Annotated in this window: 14 protein-coding genes; 3 read left to right on the forward strand and 11 right to left on the reverse strand. The window is 59.4% G+C overall.

What is annotated here, in order from left to right:
- The first annotated feature begins 77 nt into the window (after positions 1-77).
- The 3 genes from flgA to flgN all read left to right on the forward strand — a co-directional run bounded on the left by flgA (position 78) and on the right by flgN (position 1,636).
- The gene (gene flgA, locus AADW57_RS11530; protein ID WP_341667046.1) at positions 78-797 is read left to right on the forward strand and encodes a flagellar basal body P-ring formation chaperone FlgA; all 720 of its coding nucleotides are present in this window, start codon (positions 78-80) and stop codon (positions 795-797) included.
- 86 nt (positions 798-883) lie between these two features.
- Positions 884-1,168, forward strand: coding sequence for a flagellar biosynthesis anti-sigma factor FlgM (gene flgM / locus AADW57_RS11535; RefSeq protein WP_341667047.1), 285 nt, complete (start codon positions 884-886; stop codon positions 1,166-1,168).
- An 18-nt stretch (positions 1,169-1,186) separates the two neighbouring features.
- Entirely contained in the window at positions 1,187-1,636 is a 450-nt protein-coding gene (gene flgN / locus AADW57_RS11540) for a flagellar export chaperone FlgN (RefSeq protein WP_341667048.1), read from the forward strand.
- 176 nt (positions 1,637-1,812) lie between these two features.
- On the opposite strand, the gene flhF is transcribed toward flgN, so the two are convergent.
- The 11 genes from flhF to motB form a co-directional block, all read right to left on the reverse strand.
- On the reverse strand, positions 1,813-4,164 hold the full coding sequence (gene flhF / locus AADW57_RS11545) for a flagellar biosynthesis protein FlhF (protein WP_341667049.1): 2,352 nt from the start codon (positions 4,162-4,164) through the stop codon (positions 1,813-1,815).
- Positions 4,161-6,275 (reverse strand): flagellar biosynthesis protein FlhA, encoded by a 2,115-nt coding sequence (flhA, locus tag AADW57_RS11550; protein ID WP_341667050.1) that lies wholly within the window; start codon positions 6,273-6,275, stop codon positions 4,161-4,163. The genes flhF and flhA overlap by 4 nt, the downstream gene beginning before the upstream one ends.
- On the reverse strand, positions 6,268-7,431 hold the full coding sequence (gene flhB, locus AADW57_RS11555; RefSeq protein WP_341667051.1) for a flagellar biosynthesis protein FlhB: 1,164 nt from the start codon (positions 7,429-7,431) through the stop codon (positions 6,268-6,270). Before flhB ends, flhA begins: the two co-directional genes overlap by 8 nt.
- A gap of 219 nt (positions 7,432-7,650) precedes the next feature.
- The gene (gene cheZ / locus AADW57_RS11560; protein ID WP_341667052.1) at positions 7,651-8,292 is read right to left on the reverse strand and encodes a protein phosphatase CheZ; all 642 of its coding nucleotides are present in this window, start codon (positions 8,290-8,292) and stop codon (positions 7,651-7,653) included.
- Positions 8,293-8,305: 13 nt separating this feature from the next.
- Positions 8,306-8,695, reverse strand: coding sequence for a chemotaxis response regulator CheY (gene cheY / locus AADW57_RS11565; protein WP_341667053.1), 390 nt, complete (start codon positions 8,693-8,695; stop codon positions 8,306-8,308).
- Between the two features lie 44 nt (positions 8,696-8,739).
- Positions 8,740-9,798, reverse strand: coding sequence for a protein-glutamate methylesterase/protein-glutamine glutaminase (locus tag AADW57_RS11570; protein WP_341667054.1), 1,059 nt, complete (start codon positions 9,796-9,798; stop codon positions 8,740-8,742).
- A 37-nt stretch (positions 9,799-9,835) separates the two neighbouring features.
- The gene (locus AADW57_RS11575; RefSeq protein WP_445819205.1) at positions 9,836-10,666 is read right to left on the reverse strand and encodes a CheR family methyltransferase; all 831 of its coding nucleotides are present in this window, start codon (positions 10,664-10,666) and stop codon (positions 9,836-9,838) included.
- 15 nt (positions 10,667-10,681) lie between these two features.
- Positions 10,682-12,415 carry a methyl-accepting chemotaxis protein gene (locus AADW57_RS11580; RefSeq protein ID WP_341667056.1) on the reverse strand — a complete coding sequence of 578 codons (1,734 nt, stop codon included), beginning with the start codon at positions 12,413-12,415 and terminating at the stop codon, positions 10,682-10,684.
- Between the two features lie 79 nt (positions 12,416-12,494).
- Positions 12,495-12,995 carry a chemotaxis protein CheW gene (locus AADW57_RS11585; RefSeq protein ID WP_341667057.1) on the reverse strand — a complete coding sequence of 167 codons (501 nt, stop codon included), beginning with the start codon at positions 12,993-12,995 and terminating at the stop codon, positions 12,495-12,497.
- Positions 12,996-13,012: 17 nt separating this feature from the next.
- Complete coding sequence (gene cheA / locus AADW57_RS11590; protein ID WP_341667058.1) at positions 13,013-15,094, reverse strand: chemotaxis protein CheA; 2,082 nt, start codon at positions 15,092-15,094, stop codon at positions 13,013-13,015.
- Positions 15,095-15,161: 67 nt separating this feature from the next.
- Positions 15,162-16,100, reverse strand: coding sequence for a flagellar motor protein MotB (gene motB / locus AADW57_RS11595; protein ID WP_341667059.1), 939 nt, complete (start codon positions 16,098-16,100; stop codon positions 15,162-15,164).
- Positions 16,101-16,110: the final 10 nt, after the last annotated feature.

The raw sequence follows: 16,110 nt of genomic DNA on the forward strand, positions 1-16,110 counted from the left end.
AACCCATGAACAAAACGCTATTTGTCGGCCAGTTCCTTTATTGACGGCACACCCGACTCCGTAAAATGACTTTCATCATGACGCCTACCCGCCTGTTTCCTCTCGTGCTTTTGCCCGCGCTTTTTCTGGCTGCTCCAGCCAGCGCGCAGCAGCAGCAGCAGCAGCAGCAGCCCGCTATACAGTCGGTTCAGGATATGCAGACTCTGGCCCACGACTATCTTCTGTCCCAGGTGCAGATCCTGCCCGGCCAGGCACACATCACCTTGGATGCCTCCCGCCTGCAGGCCATGCCGGCCTGTCAGCAGGCACAGGCGTTTCTTCCCAGCGGTCAGCGTCTGCGCGCCCGCATGAGCGTAGGAATACGGTGCCTGGCCCCACAGCCCTGGAGCAGTTCGGTCAGCGCCACCCTGGCAGTACAGGGGCACTATTACGTCACCAACCGCCGCATCAACCCTGGCGAAACCATTAGTCTGGACGATCTGGTCGCGCGCGAGGGCGATCTGCTTCAGTTGTCGCCCGGCGTGGTGTTTGACCCCAGCCAACTGGTCGGCTATGTCGCCAGCCAACGCATTACCATGGGCGCGCCGATACGCAGTTCGGCGCTGCGCGACCCGCAATCTGTCATGCGCGGGCAAACCGTGCGCACCATCGCGCGTGGTGCCGGTTTCGTGGCCACTGGCGAAGGCCAGGCCCTGCAAAATGGCGCGCCGGGCACCCAGATCCAGATCAAGGCCAGTTCGGGACAGATCATTTCGGCCACCGTCCTGGATGCCTCTACCGTTCAGGTCATGATGTAGAGGCAGAAACAGCCCACCATGCTAAAGTTCCCGCTTCCATCGCCGTTACAAGAACAACGCAAAGAACAGGCCCCACGGAGAAAATCGTGAAAATCACCTCCTCCCCACTCAAAACACCACTAGCCGAGCGCAGCAGCGCCATATCAAGTCAGACACGCAACGCGTATGGCTCCGGCACTGCGGCCTCCAGCCAGGAAGTGGGTTTCAGCGCCGCCGCACGCCAATTGAACTCCTTGCAAGACAACAGCCACGATGTGGACATGCAAAAAGTCCAGGCCTTGCGCGATGCCATCGCATCGGGTCAACTGAAAGTCGACACCAGCCGCATCGCGGATTCGCTGATCGCCACCGCGCGCGATCTTCTCAAGTAACACTGCTCCTGTACGGCCATGTCTTTGCAAACCTGTCTAGCCGACCATCTTCAGACCCTGCCTCAGCTCGAAGCCATCCTGCTCGAAGAAAAGGAATTATTGCTGGGCCAGTTCGAGCCCCAGGAACTGGCGCAACTGACTCTGCGCAAATACCAGGTGCTGGAAAAAATCGAACAATTGGACCAGCAGCGCATCGCCTTGCTGCAAGACAGAGAGCTGGATACCCAATTGCCCGGCTTGCGTCAGGCGGCCGCCCAGGATCAAATTTCGGACATTCTGGATCAAGTGCTGGAGCTAGGCGAACACCTGCGGGCGTTGAACGAAAACAACGGTATTTTGGTCAACACCTTCTTGGCGGACAATCAGCAAGCGCTGGATGCCCTGGCCGCCTTTAGCGGGCGCAGCAACGTCTACGACGCGTCCGGAAAATCACAATCGAGCAGCTCGACGCTCAGCTTCAAAGCCTAAAATCGACCGGCCAGCTCTAAGGTAGATGCAGGCCAGGCGCAGCGGCACCATGCGCCTGAAGCGTCGCTTTTTTGCTTAATGTCGATCGCGCATCACTGCCGCCACACACAAAACATCTGAAAAAAAGCCCTGAAAACAGGGCTTTTTTATTAAGTCACGGCGCACCGTCAGCATGCTCAGCTCATGGCTTCTTTTAGCACCAGCATCTTGACCAACGCATCCACAGACTGCCCAGGCTTCAAACCACTTTTACCCAGCAAGCGCCCCGACAGCTGACGTACGCTACGGTTTTCCGGTGCCTGCAGCAGATCCCAGGCGGCCAGACTCATCTGCCCCGCTGCCAGCAAGCGCAACTGCTCTTGATCCACCGATTCGACGTCGGGCAACACATCCAGCACCGATGGCAGCAAGCGCGCCATCTCCTGCGCCTCGGCCCGCAACATCATGTAGCAGGCCAGACTGGCCGGCGCGATGGGCTCGAAGCCTTCGCGCACATGGGCCAGCGCAAATCGGGTCTTGAGCACTTTGCCGTCGTGACGCCTGACGATGCGCAACAAAATCAAATCAAACGACAGCGGCGCTGCATTACGCTGCGGCAGTTGCACACGGGCATGGGCCTGCCACAGCGAGATTTCATTCAAACGTACACGCCCCAAGGACTCCAGGCGCAAACGCGCCGGCAGGTCCGAAATCGCATGAAAGGTCAATTGCTTGCACAAGGCATTGGGCGTGGTTTTGCCATCCTTATGCCACAAGGAGGTGGCCCCCGGCACCAAGGCCAGCCAGTCGGCAGGCATGGCGGCCCATTGCCGCCACAATGTGGGCGAACCACCCTCGAAAATATGCAGCAGGCTGACCGGAGCCGCCTGCGCGTTGAGCACTTCCATCGCCTGGTTCAGCGCCTGACCGGAGCTAGGCTTGTGCAAGGTGCGCACACCACGCGAATCCGACCAGTCCGCTGCGGATACACGTTGGTAATACGGCACGCTCAACGCCTGCCCGTAGGGGCTGAACAGATAAGCCAGCGATACTTGATCCTGGCTGCCCGCCAGCACATGCTCGGCATGAATGACCAGCAGGCGCTGCACATCCAGGTCCGTCATCTCCTGGCGGGCCGCCCGCATCAGGGCTTCGCCGCGTTGCACGGCCTGTCCCACATCGGGCTGATCGGCCGGTGCATGCAGATCCCGCCAGAAGTCATAGGCTTCGGCGCAGGCCAGGCGCTCGTCCAGCACAGCGGCTGCATGACGTGCCTGCTCGACCGAAACCGGCCCGCCCGCCGAAGCAGCCGCCAACAAGCGCGGCAATACGCGCGCACGGCGCTCCTGTTCTCGCTCTTGCTCCTGGACGCTCTGCCCACCAGACTCCAGCAAAGCCGCCAAATCGCCCTGGGTGGGCGAATACAGGGGTCGCTGGCTTTCACGCACGTCCAAGGCTGCATCCACCAACTCGGCCGCCGACATGAAACGCAGGTCTTCAGGCACCTTCTGGCCTGTGGACACATAATGAATAGGCAGCTTGAAACGAATCGCCGTATCCAGGGGAGCGCCTAGCTTGATCGCCTCGTCAACCTTGGAGATGATGCAGCCGCTCAAAGGCGTGCCGCCGTCCTGAGCGTAGCTGCGCGCGACTTCATCCAGCGTATCGCCCTGACTGGCCGCGTTCAGAACCAGCAGACGCTGCACGCGCCGGCCTGCGCCGGCCAGCAAGGCCGCCTGCTCCCGTACATAGCGGTCGCGTTGGCTGATGCCTACGTTATCAATCAAAATAAGCTGATCCGGACGCACGCCCAAGACCAGACTGCGCAACTGCTGTACATCCTGCACGATATGCACCGGCACGCGCATCAAATCGCCATAAATCTTTAACTGTTCGTGCGCGCCGATACGGTAGGTATCGGTCGTCAGCAAGACCACGCGCTCAGGGCCAAAGCGACGCACGGCGCGCGCCGCCAGCTTGGCCAGCGTAGTGGTTTTACCCACGCCAGTCGGCCCGACCAGCGCCAACGCTAGACCCGGCTGCCACAGCGCATCTTCGCTGCGCAAAACCGGCAAATGCGTTTCCAGTTCGGTACGCACCCACTGCAAGGCCGCACGAGCACCCAGGCTGTCCGGCAGGCGCTTGAGCATGGCTCGCAGCAAGGCCGTGCTGAACCCCTGAGCCAGCAAAGACTGGAACAGGTTGACCGCCACGGGCGAGCGGCGCATCTGGTGGCTCCAGACCAGATCGTCCATGCGCCCTTCCAAGGCACCGCGCAAAGCGCCGATCGCGCCCATGACATTGTCCGGGCCGGGTGGCGGCGTCATTTCCTGACGCATGCCCGCCGCCTGGTTCGGCATGGGCGCGGCCGGTGGCACAGCAGCATCGCGAATCGCCGACTCTGGAACCGAGGTCGCATCGGTAGCCAATATCTCGACCCCGCCGTTAACGCGGCGATTGGAAACAATAAGAGCGTCCGGACCCAGCGCGATACGCACTTGGCGCATGGCTTCCCGACTTGTACTGCCAAAAAAACGACTTATGTTCATGCGGACTGACCAATTATTGTTGTGACCCTAAGCATGCGCTCTTCGGGAATTTCAGCGTTGGACAACACGCCCAGCTGCGGTATGTGATGGCGCAGAAAACGAGCCAGCGTGGCGCGCAGGACCGGGGGCACCACCAGCACAGGCGGATCGCCATGCTCTTCCTGGAACTGCGCCGCGCGCATGGCTTCGGCCAGCACGGATTCGGCCAGGCCAGGCTCCAGAGCGCCGCTGCTGGTCAGGGCCTGCGTCAGCACACGCTCCAAGCGTGCATCCAACCCGATGACACGCAACTCGCCTTCGCCCGGGAACCACTGCTGAACAATCGCCCGACCAAGCGCCACCCGCAATACCGCCAGCAATTCACCGGCCTCATTGCCGGTCGTCCCGGCGGCATTCTGTCCCAATAGGCGTGGCGCATGCTCGGCCAGCGTTTCCACAATGGTACGCATATCGCGAATTGGCACATCTTCGGCCAGCAAACCGCGCAAGACTTTAAGCAGCAGGCTGAGCGTGATGGTCTGGGGAACGAAGTCCTCGACCAACTTGGGCGCTTCGCGGCCCACGTGATCGAGCAACTGCTGCACTTCCTGGCGGCCCAGCAGATCCGCACCATGACGATGCAACAAATGATTGATGTGGGTCGCGATGACGGTGCTGGCATCAACAACGGTGTAACCGGCGATCTGCGCCTGCTCCCGCAGCGAAACATCCACCCAGACAGCCGGCAGGCCAAAGGCAGGATCGGTGGTGGGCGTGCCCGGCAGCTTCATGGAGACGCCGCCCGGATCAATAGCCAGCCACTGGCCGGGGGTGGCCGTGCCGCGCCCTATTTCCACTCCCGAGAGCAAAATACGATAGTCGTTCGGCTTGAGTTCCAGATTGTCGCGAATATGCACCACTGGCGGCAGAAAACCCACATCCTGGGCAAACTTCTTGCGCAGACTGCGGATACGGTGCAAAAGCTCGCCGTTCTGGGCATGATCCACCAGGGAGATCAGGCGGTAGCCCACTTCCAAACCTAGAGGGTCGACCATAGACACGTCGCCCCAGGTGGCTTCCGCGGCGGCGGCATCGGCTGCCGCCTGCACCTGCTCGGTGGGTTCGCCTACCTGCTCAAGCTGACCGGCCTGATGCTTTTGCATTAGCCAGGCACCGCCGGCCAAAATAGCGGCCAGCAGCAAAAACACCAGATTGGGCATACCGGGGATCAGGCCCATCAAACCCAGTATGCCCGCCGTTATGTACAGCACCACAGGATTGCGGAACAGTTGGCCGACCATCTGTTGGCCCACATCCTCATCGGTGGCCACGCGCGACACCACCACACCGGCGGCGGTAGAGATAATCAGGGCCGGAATCTGCGCAACCAGACCATCGCCAATCGTCAGCAAGGTATAGACACGACCGGACTCGGCAAATGACAGATCATGTTGCAGCACACCAATGATCAGCCCTCCGAACACGTTGATGACCATGATGAGCAGACCCGCCACCGCATCGCCGCGCACGAACTTGCTGGCACCGTCCATGGAACCGTAGAACTCGGCCTCCTGAGACACTTCGCTGCGGCGGCGGCGCGCCTCGTCCTCGCCGATCAAGCCTGCATTCAAATCGGCATCGATCGCCATCTGCTTGCCGGGCAAGGCATCCAGGGTAAAGCGCGCGCCCACTTCGGCAATACGCCCCGCACCCTTGGTAATCACCACAAAGTTGATGATGACCAGAATAATGAACACGATCAGGCCCACGGCAAAGTTGCCGCCCACCAGAAAATGACCAAAGGCTTCGATTACCTGCCCAGCCGCATCCGGCCCCTTATGGCCATGCATCAGTACGACCCGCGTGGAGGCCACGTTCAGGGCAAGCCGCAGCAAGGTGGCAAACAGCAACACGGCCGGGAAGGCGGCGAAATCCAGCGGCTTTTTGGTAAACATCGCCACCAGCAAAATCATGACTGCCAGCGCGATATTGAAGGTAAACAGCAAATCCAGCACGAAAGGCGGCAAAGGCAGAATCATCATGGCCATGACCATGAGAATCAGCACCGGGCCGGCCATCAGGCGGGCATGCTGGCCGCCGTTCTGCTTGAGTAAGGCAAGAAAATTATTCATTGTTTGTCGATAAGCGCGAACGCAAACGGCCGGCAGCCATGGCAGCCGGCACATCCAATCCGCTAGGCATGACAGGCCGTTCGCCCTGCCCCTTGTTCCAGTTACGAAGCTGATAGACCCACGCCAGCACCTGCGCCACGGCGGCATACAGGTCCACAGGAATCTCCTGCTCCAGTTCTACATTGAAGTACAGCGCACGCGCCAAAGGCGCGGCTTCCAGCGTCGCCACATGGTGCTGGGCAGCGGTGGCGCGGATGCGCGCAGCAATCAGTCCCGTGCCCTTGGCCACCACGCGTGGCGCTCCGCCGCCGCCATCCTGATAGCGCAGCGCCACCGCATAATGTGTCGGGTTGGTAATCACCACGTCGGCTCCGGGCACTTGCGACATCATGCGCGAACGCGCCATGGCCCGCTGCTGCTGCCGTATGCGCCCCTTGACGTGCGGATCGCCCTCGCTTTCCTTATGTTCTTCTTTGACATCCTGACGCGACATGCGCATCTTTTTATAAAAACTCCACAATTGCCAGGGAGCATCGATCAGCACGATCAGAAGCAGGCTGGCCGCGATCAGGGCGCAGCACTTGATGATCAGCGTCATGCCCGAGGCAATCGCCGCAGTCGGGCTGGCATACATCAACGCCGTCATCTGGTCACGATGCGTCCAGATGACATAGACCGCCACCGTGCCCACCAACGCCGCCTTGGCCAGGGTCTTGATCAGCTCCACCACGGTTTGGGCCGAGAACATCCGCTGCACGCCCTTGAGCGGATTCATGCGCTCGAACTTGGGAGCCAGGGCCTTGCCGCTGAACACCATGCCGCCCAGCGCCACCGATGCGCCGATGGCCACCACGACCAGCAGCAAAAACAAGGGTGCCAGCCCCAGCAGGGTCTCTAAGGCCAGATTGCCTGCCTGCGCAACCATGACAGCCGGGTCGCGACCGATACGCGGATCAAACCAGACACTGCGACGCACAATGCCATTGAGCGTTTCGTGAAAATGCCCGGCCCCCACCCAGATGCCGCCGATGCCTGCGCACAACATCAGAAAGGTCGTCAGCTCCCGTGAACGCGCGATCTGCCCCTCTTCCCGCGCCTTTTCCAGGCGCCGGGGCGAGGCCGGTTCGGTTTTTTCGAGATCGCTGTCTTCTGCCATGGACTGCTGCGATGCAGGGGGTAAAAAAGTGAGGGGGAAAGCCTGCAGCCGGCGTAAAACCCGGACACTCGCGGCTACCGTACATCATTCTAAAAGAGCCTGCTCGTTCTGATAGCCGAAAGCTAAGGCGATAAACCCGCACTGTTCCCAGGCAAGAAAAAGGCGCTGCCAATGGCAGCGCCTGAAAAACCGGGCAAGGTGCCCCAAAGCGGACCAGGACTAAAATCCCAGATTGGCCAACAAGTCATCGACCTGATCCTGGCTGGTCACCACTTCGGAGGCGGTGGGCGAGACCACCGGGCCATTGATCAAGCTCTGGGTTTCTTCGCGCTTCTCGCCGGGCACATTATCCACCAGCACCTGCACCAGTTCAGTTTCGATGGTGCCAACCACCCCCAGCATGCGCGTGATCACCTGGCCAGTCAGGTCCTGAAAGTCCTGCGCCATAATGATTTCCAGCAGATTATCCTGCGTCTGTTGCGCCTTGACGGGCACATCGCTCAGAAAATCGCGCGTGCGCCGCACCAGATCACGCGCCTGGTCCTGATCCAGCGGCTGGTCGAACCATTGCGCCCACTGGGCGTCCAGCGTCTGAGCATCGGCCTGCAGGGACTCCTGCAAAGGGCGGACCTGCTCGGCCGCGTTCAAGACCCGATTCGCGGCCTGCTCGGTCATGCGAGCCACATAATGCAGCCGGTCACGCGCATCGGGAATGGCGTGCGCCGCATCCTTGATCGCCTGATCCAGGCCCAGTTCGCGCATGCTCTCGCGCAGCATGCGCGTCAGGTTGGCAATGCGATAGACCAGATCGACCGGCACGCCCTGCAGATCCGGCTGGTTAGGTGTTTGCTGTGGGTCCATGACGTCCTCCGTATCAACCGCCCATCTTCTCGAATATCTTGTTCAGCTTTTCTTCGAGCGTTGCGGCGGTAAAAGGTTTGACTACATAGCCGTTGGCGCCGGCCTGGGCCGCCGCAATGATGTTTTCCTTCTTGGCCTCGGCGGTGACCATCAGCACCGGCAAGGCAGCCAGACTCGCATCGGCGCGGATCTGTTTGAGCATCTCCAGACCGTCCAGATTGGGCATATTCCAGTCCGACACCACGAACTCGAAATTGCCGTTGCGCAGCTTCTCCAGTCCCATCTGGCCATCCTCGGCCTCGTCCACATTTTCGTAGCCCAGATCCTTGAGCAGGTTCTTGATGATCCGGCGCATAGTCGGAAAATCATCGACAACGAGAATTTTTATATTTTTTTGTACCATTCACATTCTCCAATTAAGTAGCCGCCAGTGCGTTTCGTCCCGCTTTAAACGCGGTGTCCGAACGCCCCCACACTAGCCAGAATTCGTTCACTGATCGATCCCAAGGGCAAGGCCGTCTCGGCCGCGCCGATCTGCAAGGCTTCACGCGGCATGCCAAATACCACGCAGGTGGCCTCGTCCTGGGCAAAGGTCTGCGCGCCTGCCTGTTTCATAGACAACAAGCCCTGTGCTCCATCCTTGCCCATGCCGGTCAAGATGACGCCGACCGCGTTGCGTCCGGCCACCTCGGCTGCCGAATGGAACAAAACGTCCACAGAGGGACGATGCCGGTTGACCGGTTCGCTATCCACCAGCTTGACCACATAGTTAGCCCCTGAACGTGCCAGCTTCATATGCGCCACCCCGCCCGGTGCAAGATACACATGGCCCGGCAGCACGCGCTGTCCGTCTTCGGCCTCGTGGACCTGCATGGCGCACAGGCCATCGAGCCGGTTCACAAAAGAGCGGGTAAAGCCAGCCGGCATATGCTGCGTAATCATGATGGCCGGACAATTGGCTGGCAAGGGCTCCAACACCTGCCGAATCGCTTCGGTTCCCCCGGTGGACGCACCGATCATGATCAACTTCTCGGTGGTGGAAAAAGCATGGGTCAGCTTGCGCGCAGGCGCGCCGCCCTGCGGCTGAGGCGCAGCCCGGCGGGGCCGGGCAATCGAGGCGGCGCGGATTTTTTCGGCAATCAGATCGGAGTAGTCCAACAGACCATCTCGCAAACCCAGCTTTGGCTTGGTGACAAAATCCACTGCCCCCAGTTCCAGCGCGCGCAAGGTGACATCCGAATTGCGCTCGGTCAGCGAAGACACCATAACCACTGGCATCGGACGCAAGCGCATCAAGCGCTCCAAAAAGTCCAGCCCGTCCATGCGCGGCATCTCCACATCCAGCGTCAATACATCCGGATTGTGCTCTTTGATAAGCTCGCGCGCGACCAGCGGGTCAGGTGCCACGGCCACGACTTCCATATCCGCGTGGCTGTTGATGATTTCCACCATCAGGCTGCGCACCAGGGCGGAATCGTCCACACATAAAACTCGAATTTTCTTCATGACTACTTAAGATCCCGATTCTGAGCGCCGAAGGCGGTCAATTCCTGACATAGACCGTCTGACCCAACAGACGGAAAGCCTTGGTCAGGTAAGAGAAGTTTTCGGAGTGCCCGACGAACAGCAGTCCGCCCGGCTTGATGACAGCGGCGAACCGCTCAAGGATGCGCGTCTGGTCTTCACGATCAAAATAAATCATGGTGTTGCGACAGAAGATTGCATCAAAACTGTTGCTGGCCGGCCAGGACGAACCGACCAGATTGAACTCATCGAACTCCACCATCTGGCGCAACACCGGCTTGACCCTGGCCATGCCTTTGCGGGCCCCTACTCCACGCTGAAAGTAGCGCGGCAACCACGCTTCGGGCACCGGCTCGATACGCTCCAGGGTGTACACCCCTTGGCGGGCCTTGTCCAAGGCATCGGAATCGATGTCTGTTGCCAGGATAGAGACCCCCACATCGGGCGAGGAGCAGTGCTCGCGCACCGTCATAGCAATGGAATAGGCTTCCTCGCCGGTGGATGCCGCACTGCACCAGATATTCAGCGGCTTGGGGCGCGTGCTGACGAATTTACCCAGAATGTCGAAGTGATGCTGTTCCCGGAAAAAAGCGGTGTGATTGATGGTGAAGGCATTGACAAAGTCCTGCCACTCCAGACTGCCGGGCTCGCGCTCGAGCACATCCAGGTACTGACGTACCTCGCTCATGCCGGCTTTCTGGGTGCGCAGCCCCAGCGTCCGGGCCACCATATCTTCCTTGTGGGTTCCCAGAATGATGCCCGCATACGACTTGAGCAGGCGCGCCGCCCTGTCACAGTCCCCATGAGCGGCCAAAGGGATGGACGGCAATGTATAAACAAAAGGTTCCACAGGTGTACTCATAAACTACAGGCCGGCCAGCGCCCCGCCCAAAGGCCTCGCCGTCAGGGCGGGGTCCGAGGCGAAGCGTTCCAGCTCCGGCGTATCCAGCGGCACGTCGATGACGTCTTGCGCGCTGACCTTGAAAGCTGCCACGGCATCAGACAGGCGCGTGGCCTGATCTTGCAGGGAACCCGCTGCCGCCGTGGCTTGTTCAACCAGTGCCGCATTTTGCTGCACGACCGTATCCATCTGGGTAACGGCGCGGTTGACCTGATCGATCCCCTCGGACTGCTCGTTCGAGGCGGACGAAATTTCCGCCATGATGGTTGTGACACTTTGCACCGATGCCACCACCTGCTTGACCACTTCCCCGGCTTCGTCGACCTGACGCGTACCGGCCTCGACCTTAGCCAGCGACTCTTCGATCAAGCCTTTGATCTCGCGGGCGGCTTGGGCGCTGCGCTGGGCCAGACTGCGCACTTCGCCCGCAACAACGGCAAACCCCTTGCCCTGCTCACCGGCGCGTGCCGCTTCCACAGCCGCGTTCAAGGCCAGGATATTGGTCTGGAACGCAATGCCGTCGATCACGTTGACGATATGCGCGATCTGACCCGAACTGGCCGACAGTTCTTCCATGGTGCGCACCACCGTGGCCACGGCCGCGCCGCCGCGACGTGCCACTTCCGAAGCACCATTGGCGACCCGATCCGCCTGCCGGGCATTGTCCGAGTTCTGGCGCACCGTGCTGGCCAGCTCTTCCATGCTGGCGGCCGTCTCCTGCAACGACGCGGCCTGATCTTCCGTGCGACTGCTCAGATCCGTATTGCCCATATAAATTTCGCGCGAACTGAAGGTGATTTCTTCTACCCCTTCGCGCACAGTCATGACCATACGCTGCAAACTGCTCTGCATGCGGCGCACCGCATCGTACAACACGCCGATTTCGTTGGTGGAGCTGATTTCCACACGCTGGGTCAGATCGCCACTGGCGATGCGGTCGAAGTGTTCGCCCGCCTGGCGCAAGGGACGCAACACCATGCGATTAAGAAACACATAAACGGCCAAGGCGATAAGCACGCACAAAACCATGGCCAGGCCCACAAGCTGGATCACCAGCGCGTACTGTTCGGCCTCTTTCTGATACTGAGCGTCAATCGAGGCCTGCTGATGTTTGTGCAAAGTACCCAAGGCACTATAGAGATCCTCTTCGAGCAACTTGGTCGTAGTGGTGACATACGAACGAAAATCGCTGATCTGACCATTGTCCAGGTAGGCCATAAGCGGCAGCACGCCGCCCTGCATCAAAGACACAAAGGCCGCATCCACGCGCGAGTAATACCCTTCGCTGTCATCGGCCTGCTCGGCTACCTCTTGATAATGTATGAAGGCCTGCTGGGTCTGGTCGAATTTCTTGCGGGTCTCGTCCATGATCTCGCGCGTGGCCGAGCTGACCGCCAGGCTGCTGTCGCCCCCGCCCCATTCGGACATCAACTCCTGATTCTGGACATCGCTATTGACCACATAACTGATCGCGGCGCGTCCCAGCAGAGTCTGCGTATCCTTGTAGCGCTCCAGTGCCTGGTACATGGCCGACCCGACTCGCTGATTGATCACGATGCTTTGCAAAGCCTGGTTATTGGCACGCAAGGACAAAATGCCCAAGGCAGCACCGGCCACCAGCATCAGCAGAAAAAACACCAAAACCAATATCAGACTGGTTCGCACCTTCAGATTGGCCAAACGAAATCCATTCAGCATGTCAAGTACCTTGCTTAGAGTCAACCCGAACACCGGAGGCGCTTTTGGCACCTCCCCCAACCTGCGCCTTCTGGAGCGATCAGGCCACTGCGCTGTCGACCAACGCCATTTCTTCGCTGGTCATGAGTTTTTCGATATCGACCAAAATCAGCATACGCTCGCCCAGCGTGCCTATGCCCGTCAGATACTCGGTGGAAAACGCCGTACCGAAACTGGGTGCCGCGCTGATCTGCGAGGACTGCAAAACCAGCACATCGGACACCCCGTCCACAACCACGCCCACCACACGCTCTTTCAGGTTCAGAATCACGACCACAGTCTGGTGGTCGTAATCGACTTTTTCCATATTGAAACGGATGCGCAGATCCACAATGGGCACAATGACGCCGCGCAGATTGGTAACACCCTTGATAAAACCGGGTACATTGGCGATCCGCGTGACGGTTTGGGTGTCATAGCCGCGAATTTCCTGAACTTTCAGGATATCAATGCCGTATTCCTGGTCGCCCAGAGTAAAGACCAGATACTCCTTGCCGCCAACTTCGGAGGCATCGGAATGGGAATTAAAATCGTTGGACATGCATGTCTCCGGATAGATCAGACCAGCGCCGCGGCGCGATCGCGGGCCAGGCGCTGTAAGGCAAATACATCAACAATCAGGGCTACGCTGCCATCGCCAAGAATGGTTGCAGCAGAAATCCCCGGAATTTTGCGATAGTTGGCTTCCAGGTTCTTGACCACCACCTGGTGCTGGCCAATAAGATGATCCACCAACAAGGCAAAGCGCATATCTTCGGCCTGCAAGATGACGGCAATGGCGCGGGTCACATCCACTTCGGCGTCGTTCACCGAGAAAATATCGCGCAACGCAATCAGGGGCAGGTATTCGCCACGCACAAACATGACATGATCGGTTTCCGATACGCGCCGCAGTTGCTCGTGGGTAGGCTGCATGGACTCGGTAACGTGGGCCAGTGGCAGGATAAACACTTCCTTGCCCACTTGAACCGACATCCCATCCAGAATCGCCAAGGTCAAGGGCAACACGATGCGGGTCGTGGTACCTGCGCCAGCACGCGAATACAGTTGCACATGGCCGCCCATGCTCTGAATATTGCGTCGCACCACGTCCATGCCCACGCCACGGCCGGAAATTTCCGTAACCTTGTCTGCGGTGGAAAAGCCAGGTGCGAAAATCAGTTGCCAGACCTCGTCATCCGGCATGGTTTCGGTCACAGGCAAGCCCGAAGAAATGGCTTTTTTAAGGATTTTTTCGCGGTTCAAGCCTGCGCCATCGTCCACCACTTCGATAATGATATGGCCGCCTTGATGCTGGGCTGACAAGGTCAGGACGCCCTCCACATCTTTACCGGCGGCAATGCGATCTTCGGGCATTTCAATGCCGTGATCGATACTGTTGCGCACCAAATGCGTGAGCGGATCGATAATGCGCTCGATCAGGCTCTTGTCCAGCTCGGTGGCCTGTCCCTTGGTGACCAGCCGTATCTGCTTGTTCATGCGGGCGGCGCTTTCACGCACTACGCGCGGAAAGCGACTGAATACATAATCCATCGGCATCATGCGTATGGACATGACCGACTCCTGCAGATCGCGGGCATTGCGCTCTAGCTGCTCGATACCATTGAGCAATCTGTCGTGCACCACCGGGTCCAGCGTGGAGGCGGTCTGCACCAGCATGGCCTGGGTAATGACCAGTTCGCCCACCAGATTGATGATCTGGTCCACCTTTTCCACGCCCACGCGTATGGTGCCCGATTCTTTGGCTGCAGCCGGCTTGGCAGGTGCCTTTTCAGCCGTTTTTTCGGCAGGCTTGGCGGCAGCAGGAGCGGCAGGCGGCTCGGCCTGCACGGCGGCAGGTTCCGGCACCACCACGCTTTGTGGTTCGACTACCTGACTGACTGGAGCCGCAACGGGAGCCGTGGCAACGGCCTGACCGGGTGCGGCGCTGGCTTGGACGCTCACCTGATCAGCATTGACCACAAAGCAGCATACCGCCTGGATGTCGTCCGCCGACGCCGTGGTTTCCAGCCAAATATCCAGGCGCTGGCCTTCGCGGGTCTGGTGCACGATGGTGCCCATCAGCTCCATTTCCTGCTGCAGCGCCTGGGCATCCTTGTCCGATACCGGCCCCATCGAGACCCACAATGGCAAGCCGGCCTGGTCCACGGCGGTAGGCTGCGGTTCTGGTTCTGGTTCTGGTTCTGGCTCAGATTCGGGCTCAGGTTGCGCCACCGGCGTCTGGGTGGTCAAAATACCCTTTTGCTCCAGGGCCAATTGCCGCAATTGTTCGCAGATGCGCCGGTACGCCTGCTCGTCGGGCTCTTGTTCATCGCGGTAAGCGGTCACTTGTCCGGTCAGCACGTCCTTGGTTTCCAGAAAAAGATCGATCATGTCCTTGCGCAGCTGCATCTCTCCGTTGCGAACCAGATCCAGCAGGTTCTCGAGCAGGTGCGTGGTCTCAGCCAACTGGGTAAAACAGCCAAACGTGCCGGCCCCGCCCTTGATGGAGTGGGCGGCCCGGAAAATCGCATTGAGCTGATCGCGATCAGGCTGATCCAGATCCAGCTCCAGAAGCAAACGCTCCATATCGGCCAGCAGCTCATCGGCTTCATCGAAAAAGGTTTCGTAAAACTGACTCAGATCTACGCCGGAGCTCATGAACACTTCCTTCTTGGTAATGGCTTAGAACATCGTAAACAAAAGATCCAGCCCATCTACGCGGGACTCAAGGCGTGACGGGCAAAGCGCTGGGCAATTCGGGCAGGCCGGGAATGCGTACACTGATCGGCCCTTCCGGCTCCTGCATGGCCTCGCGCAGATCGAACTCCTCGGAACCGCTGGAGTTCTGCTCATCAATACGCCGTTCAGCACGACTGTTGAGCACAAGCAGGCTGATGCGTCGATTTACGGCGGCTGCCGGGTTATCTTTAACCAGGTTGACGGTATCGGCCAGACCCAACACCTGCTTGACCTTGGCTTCAGCCAGACCACCTGCCACCAGCTCCTGACGCGCCGCATTGGCTCGTTCGGCGGACAGTTCCCAGTTACTGTATTGACGCTCGCCGCTGGCGTACTGCAAAGAATCCGTGTGCCCCGCAATCTGGATGCGATTGGGCATTTCATTCAGGGGCTGGCTGAGCGAACGCAAAATAGCCCGCATATAGGACTCCACCAGCGCACTGCCGGTAGCAAACATAGGGCGGCTCTGGCGGTCGATAATCTGGATGCGCAGCCCGTCCTGGGTCATGTCCAACAATAATTGCGGCCGAAACTCTTTAAGCACGGGGTCGACACGGATCAGCTCTTCCAAGGCGGATTTAAGGTCTTCGAGCCGCTCGGTATCCTCCCGGTCGCCACGAACATCGCTATTGTTCGTACCCGGATGAGGGTTGGGAATCAAGCTGGGCTGCCCGCCCGGAATAACGCTGCGGGAAAAATCGGCCTGCATGCCGCCGCTCACGGCATCCATCAGCGGCATACGGAAGTAATCGGCGATTTCTTTAAGATCCTGTTTGGGAACCAGCGTCAGAATCCACATCACGAGAAAAAAGGCCATCATGGCCGTCATGAAGTCCGCATAGGCAATCTTCCAACTGCCGCCATGATGCTCGGCATGCGCCTTTTTCTTGCGACGGATGATGACCCGATCCTTATGATTGCTCATGGCAGATTCC

This window comes from Alcaligenes sp. SDU_A2, assembly GCF_038237375.1.
Classification (GTDB): domain Bacteria; phylum Pseudomonadota; class Gammaproteobacteria; order Burkholderiales; family Burkholderiaceae_B; genus Alcaligenes.

Coding starts and splice junctions, on each gene's coding strand:
- flgA (WP_341667046.1), top strand. CDS start 78: ATGACGCCTACCCGCCTGTTTCCTCTCGTGCTTTTGCCCGCGCTTTTT.
- flgN (WP_341667048.1), top strand. CDS start 1,187: ATGTCTTTGCAAACCTGTCTAGCCGACCATCTTCAGACCCTGCCTCAG.
- flhF (WP_341667049.1), bottom strand. CDS start 4,164: ATGAACATAAGTCGTTTTTTTGGCAGTACAAGTCGGGAAGCCATGCGC.
- flhA (WP_341667050.1), bottom strand. CDS start 6,275: ATGAATAATTTTCTTGCCTTACTCAAGCAGAACGGCGGCCAGCATGCC.
- flhB (WP_341667051.1), bottom strand. CDS start 7,431: ATGGCAGAAGACAGCGATCTCGAAAAAACCGAACCGGCCTCGCCCCGG.
- cheZ (WP_341667052.1), bottom strand. CDS start 8,292: ATGGACCCACAGCAAACACCTAACCAGCCGGATCTGCAGGGCGTGCCG.
- cheY (WP_341667053.1), bottom strand. CDS start 8,695: ATGGTACAAAAAAATATAAAAATTCTCGTTGTCGATGATTTTCCGACT.
- AADW57_RS11570 (WP_341667054.1), bottom strand. CDS start 9,798: ATGAAGAAAATTCGAGTTTTATGTGTGGACGATTCCGCCCTGGTGCGC.
- AADW57_RS11580 (WP_341667056.1), bottom strand. CDS start 12,415: ATGCTGAATGGATTTCGTTTGGCCAATCTGAAGGTGCGAACCAGTCTG.
- AADW57_RS11585 (WP_341667057.1), bottom strand. CDS start 12,995: ATGTCCAACGATTTTAATTCCCATTCCGATGCCTCCGAAGTTGGCGGC.
- cheA (WP_341667058.1), bottom strand. CDS start 15,094: ATGAGCTCCGGCGTAGATCTGAGTCAGTTTTACGAAACCTTTTTCGAT.
- motB (WP_341667059.1), bottom strand. CDS start 16,100: ATGAGCAATCATAAGGATCGGGTCATCATCCGTCGCAAGAAAAAGGCG.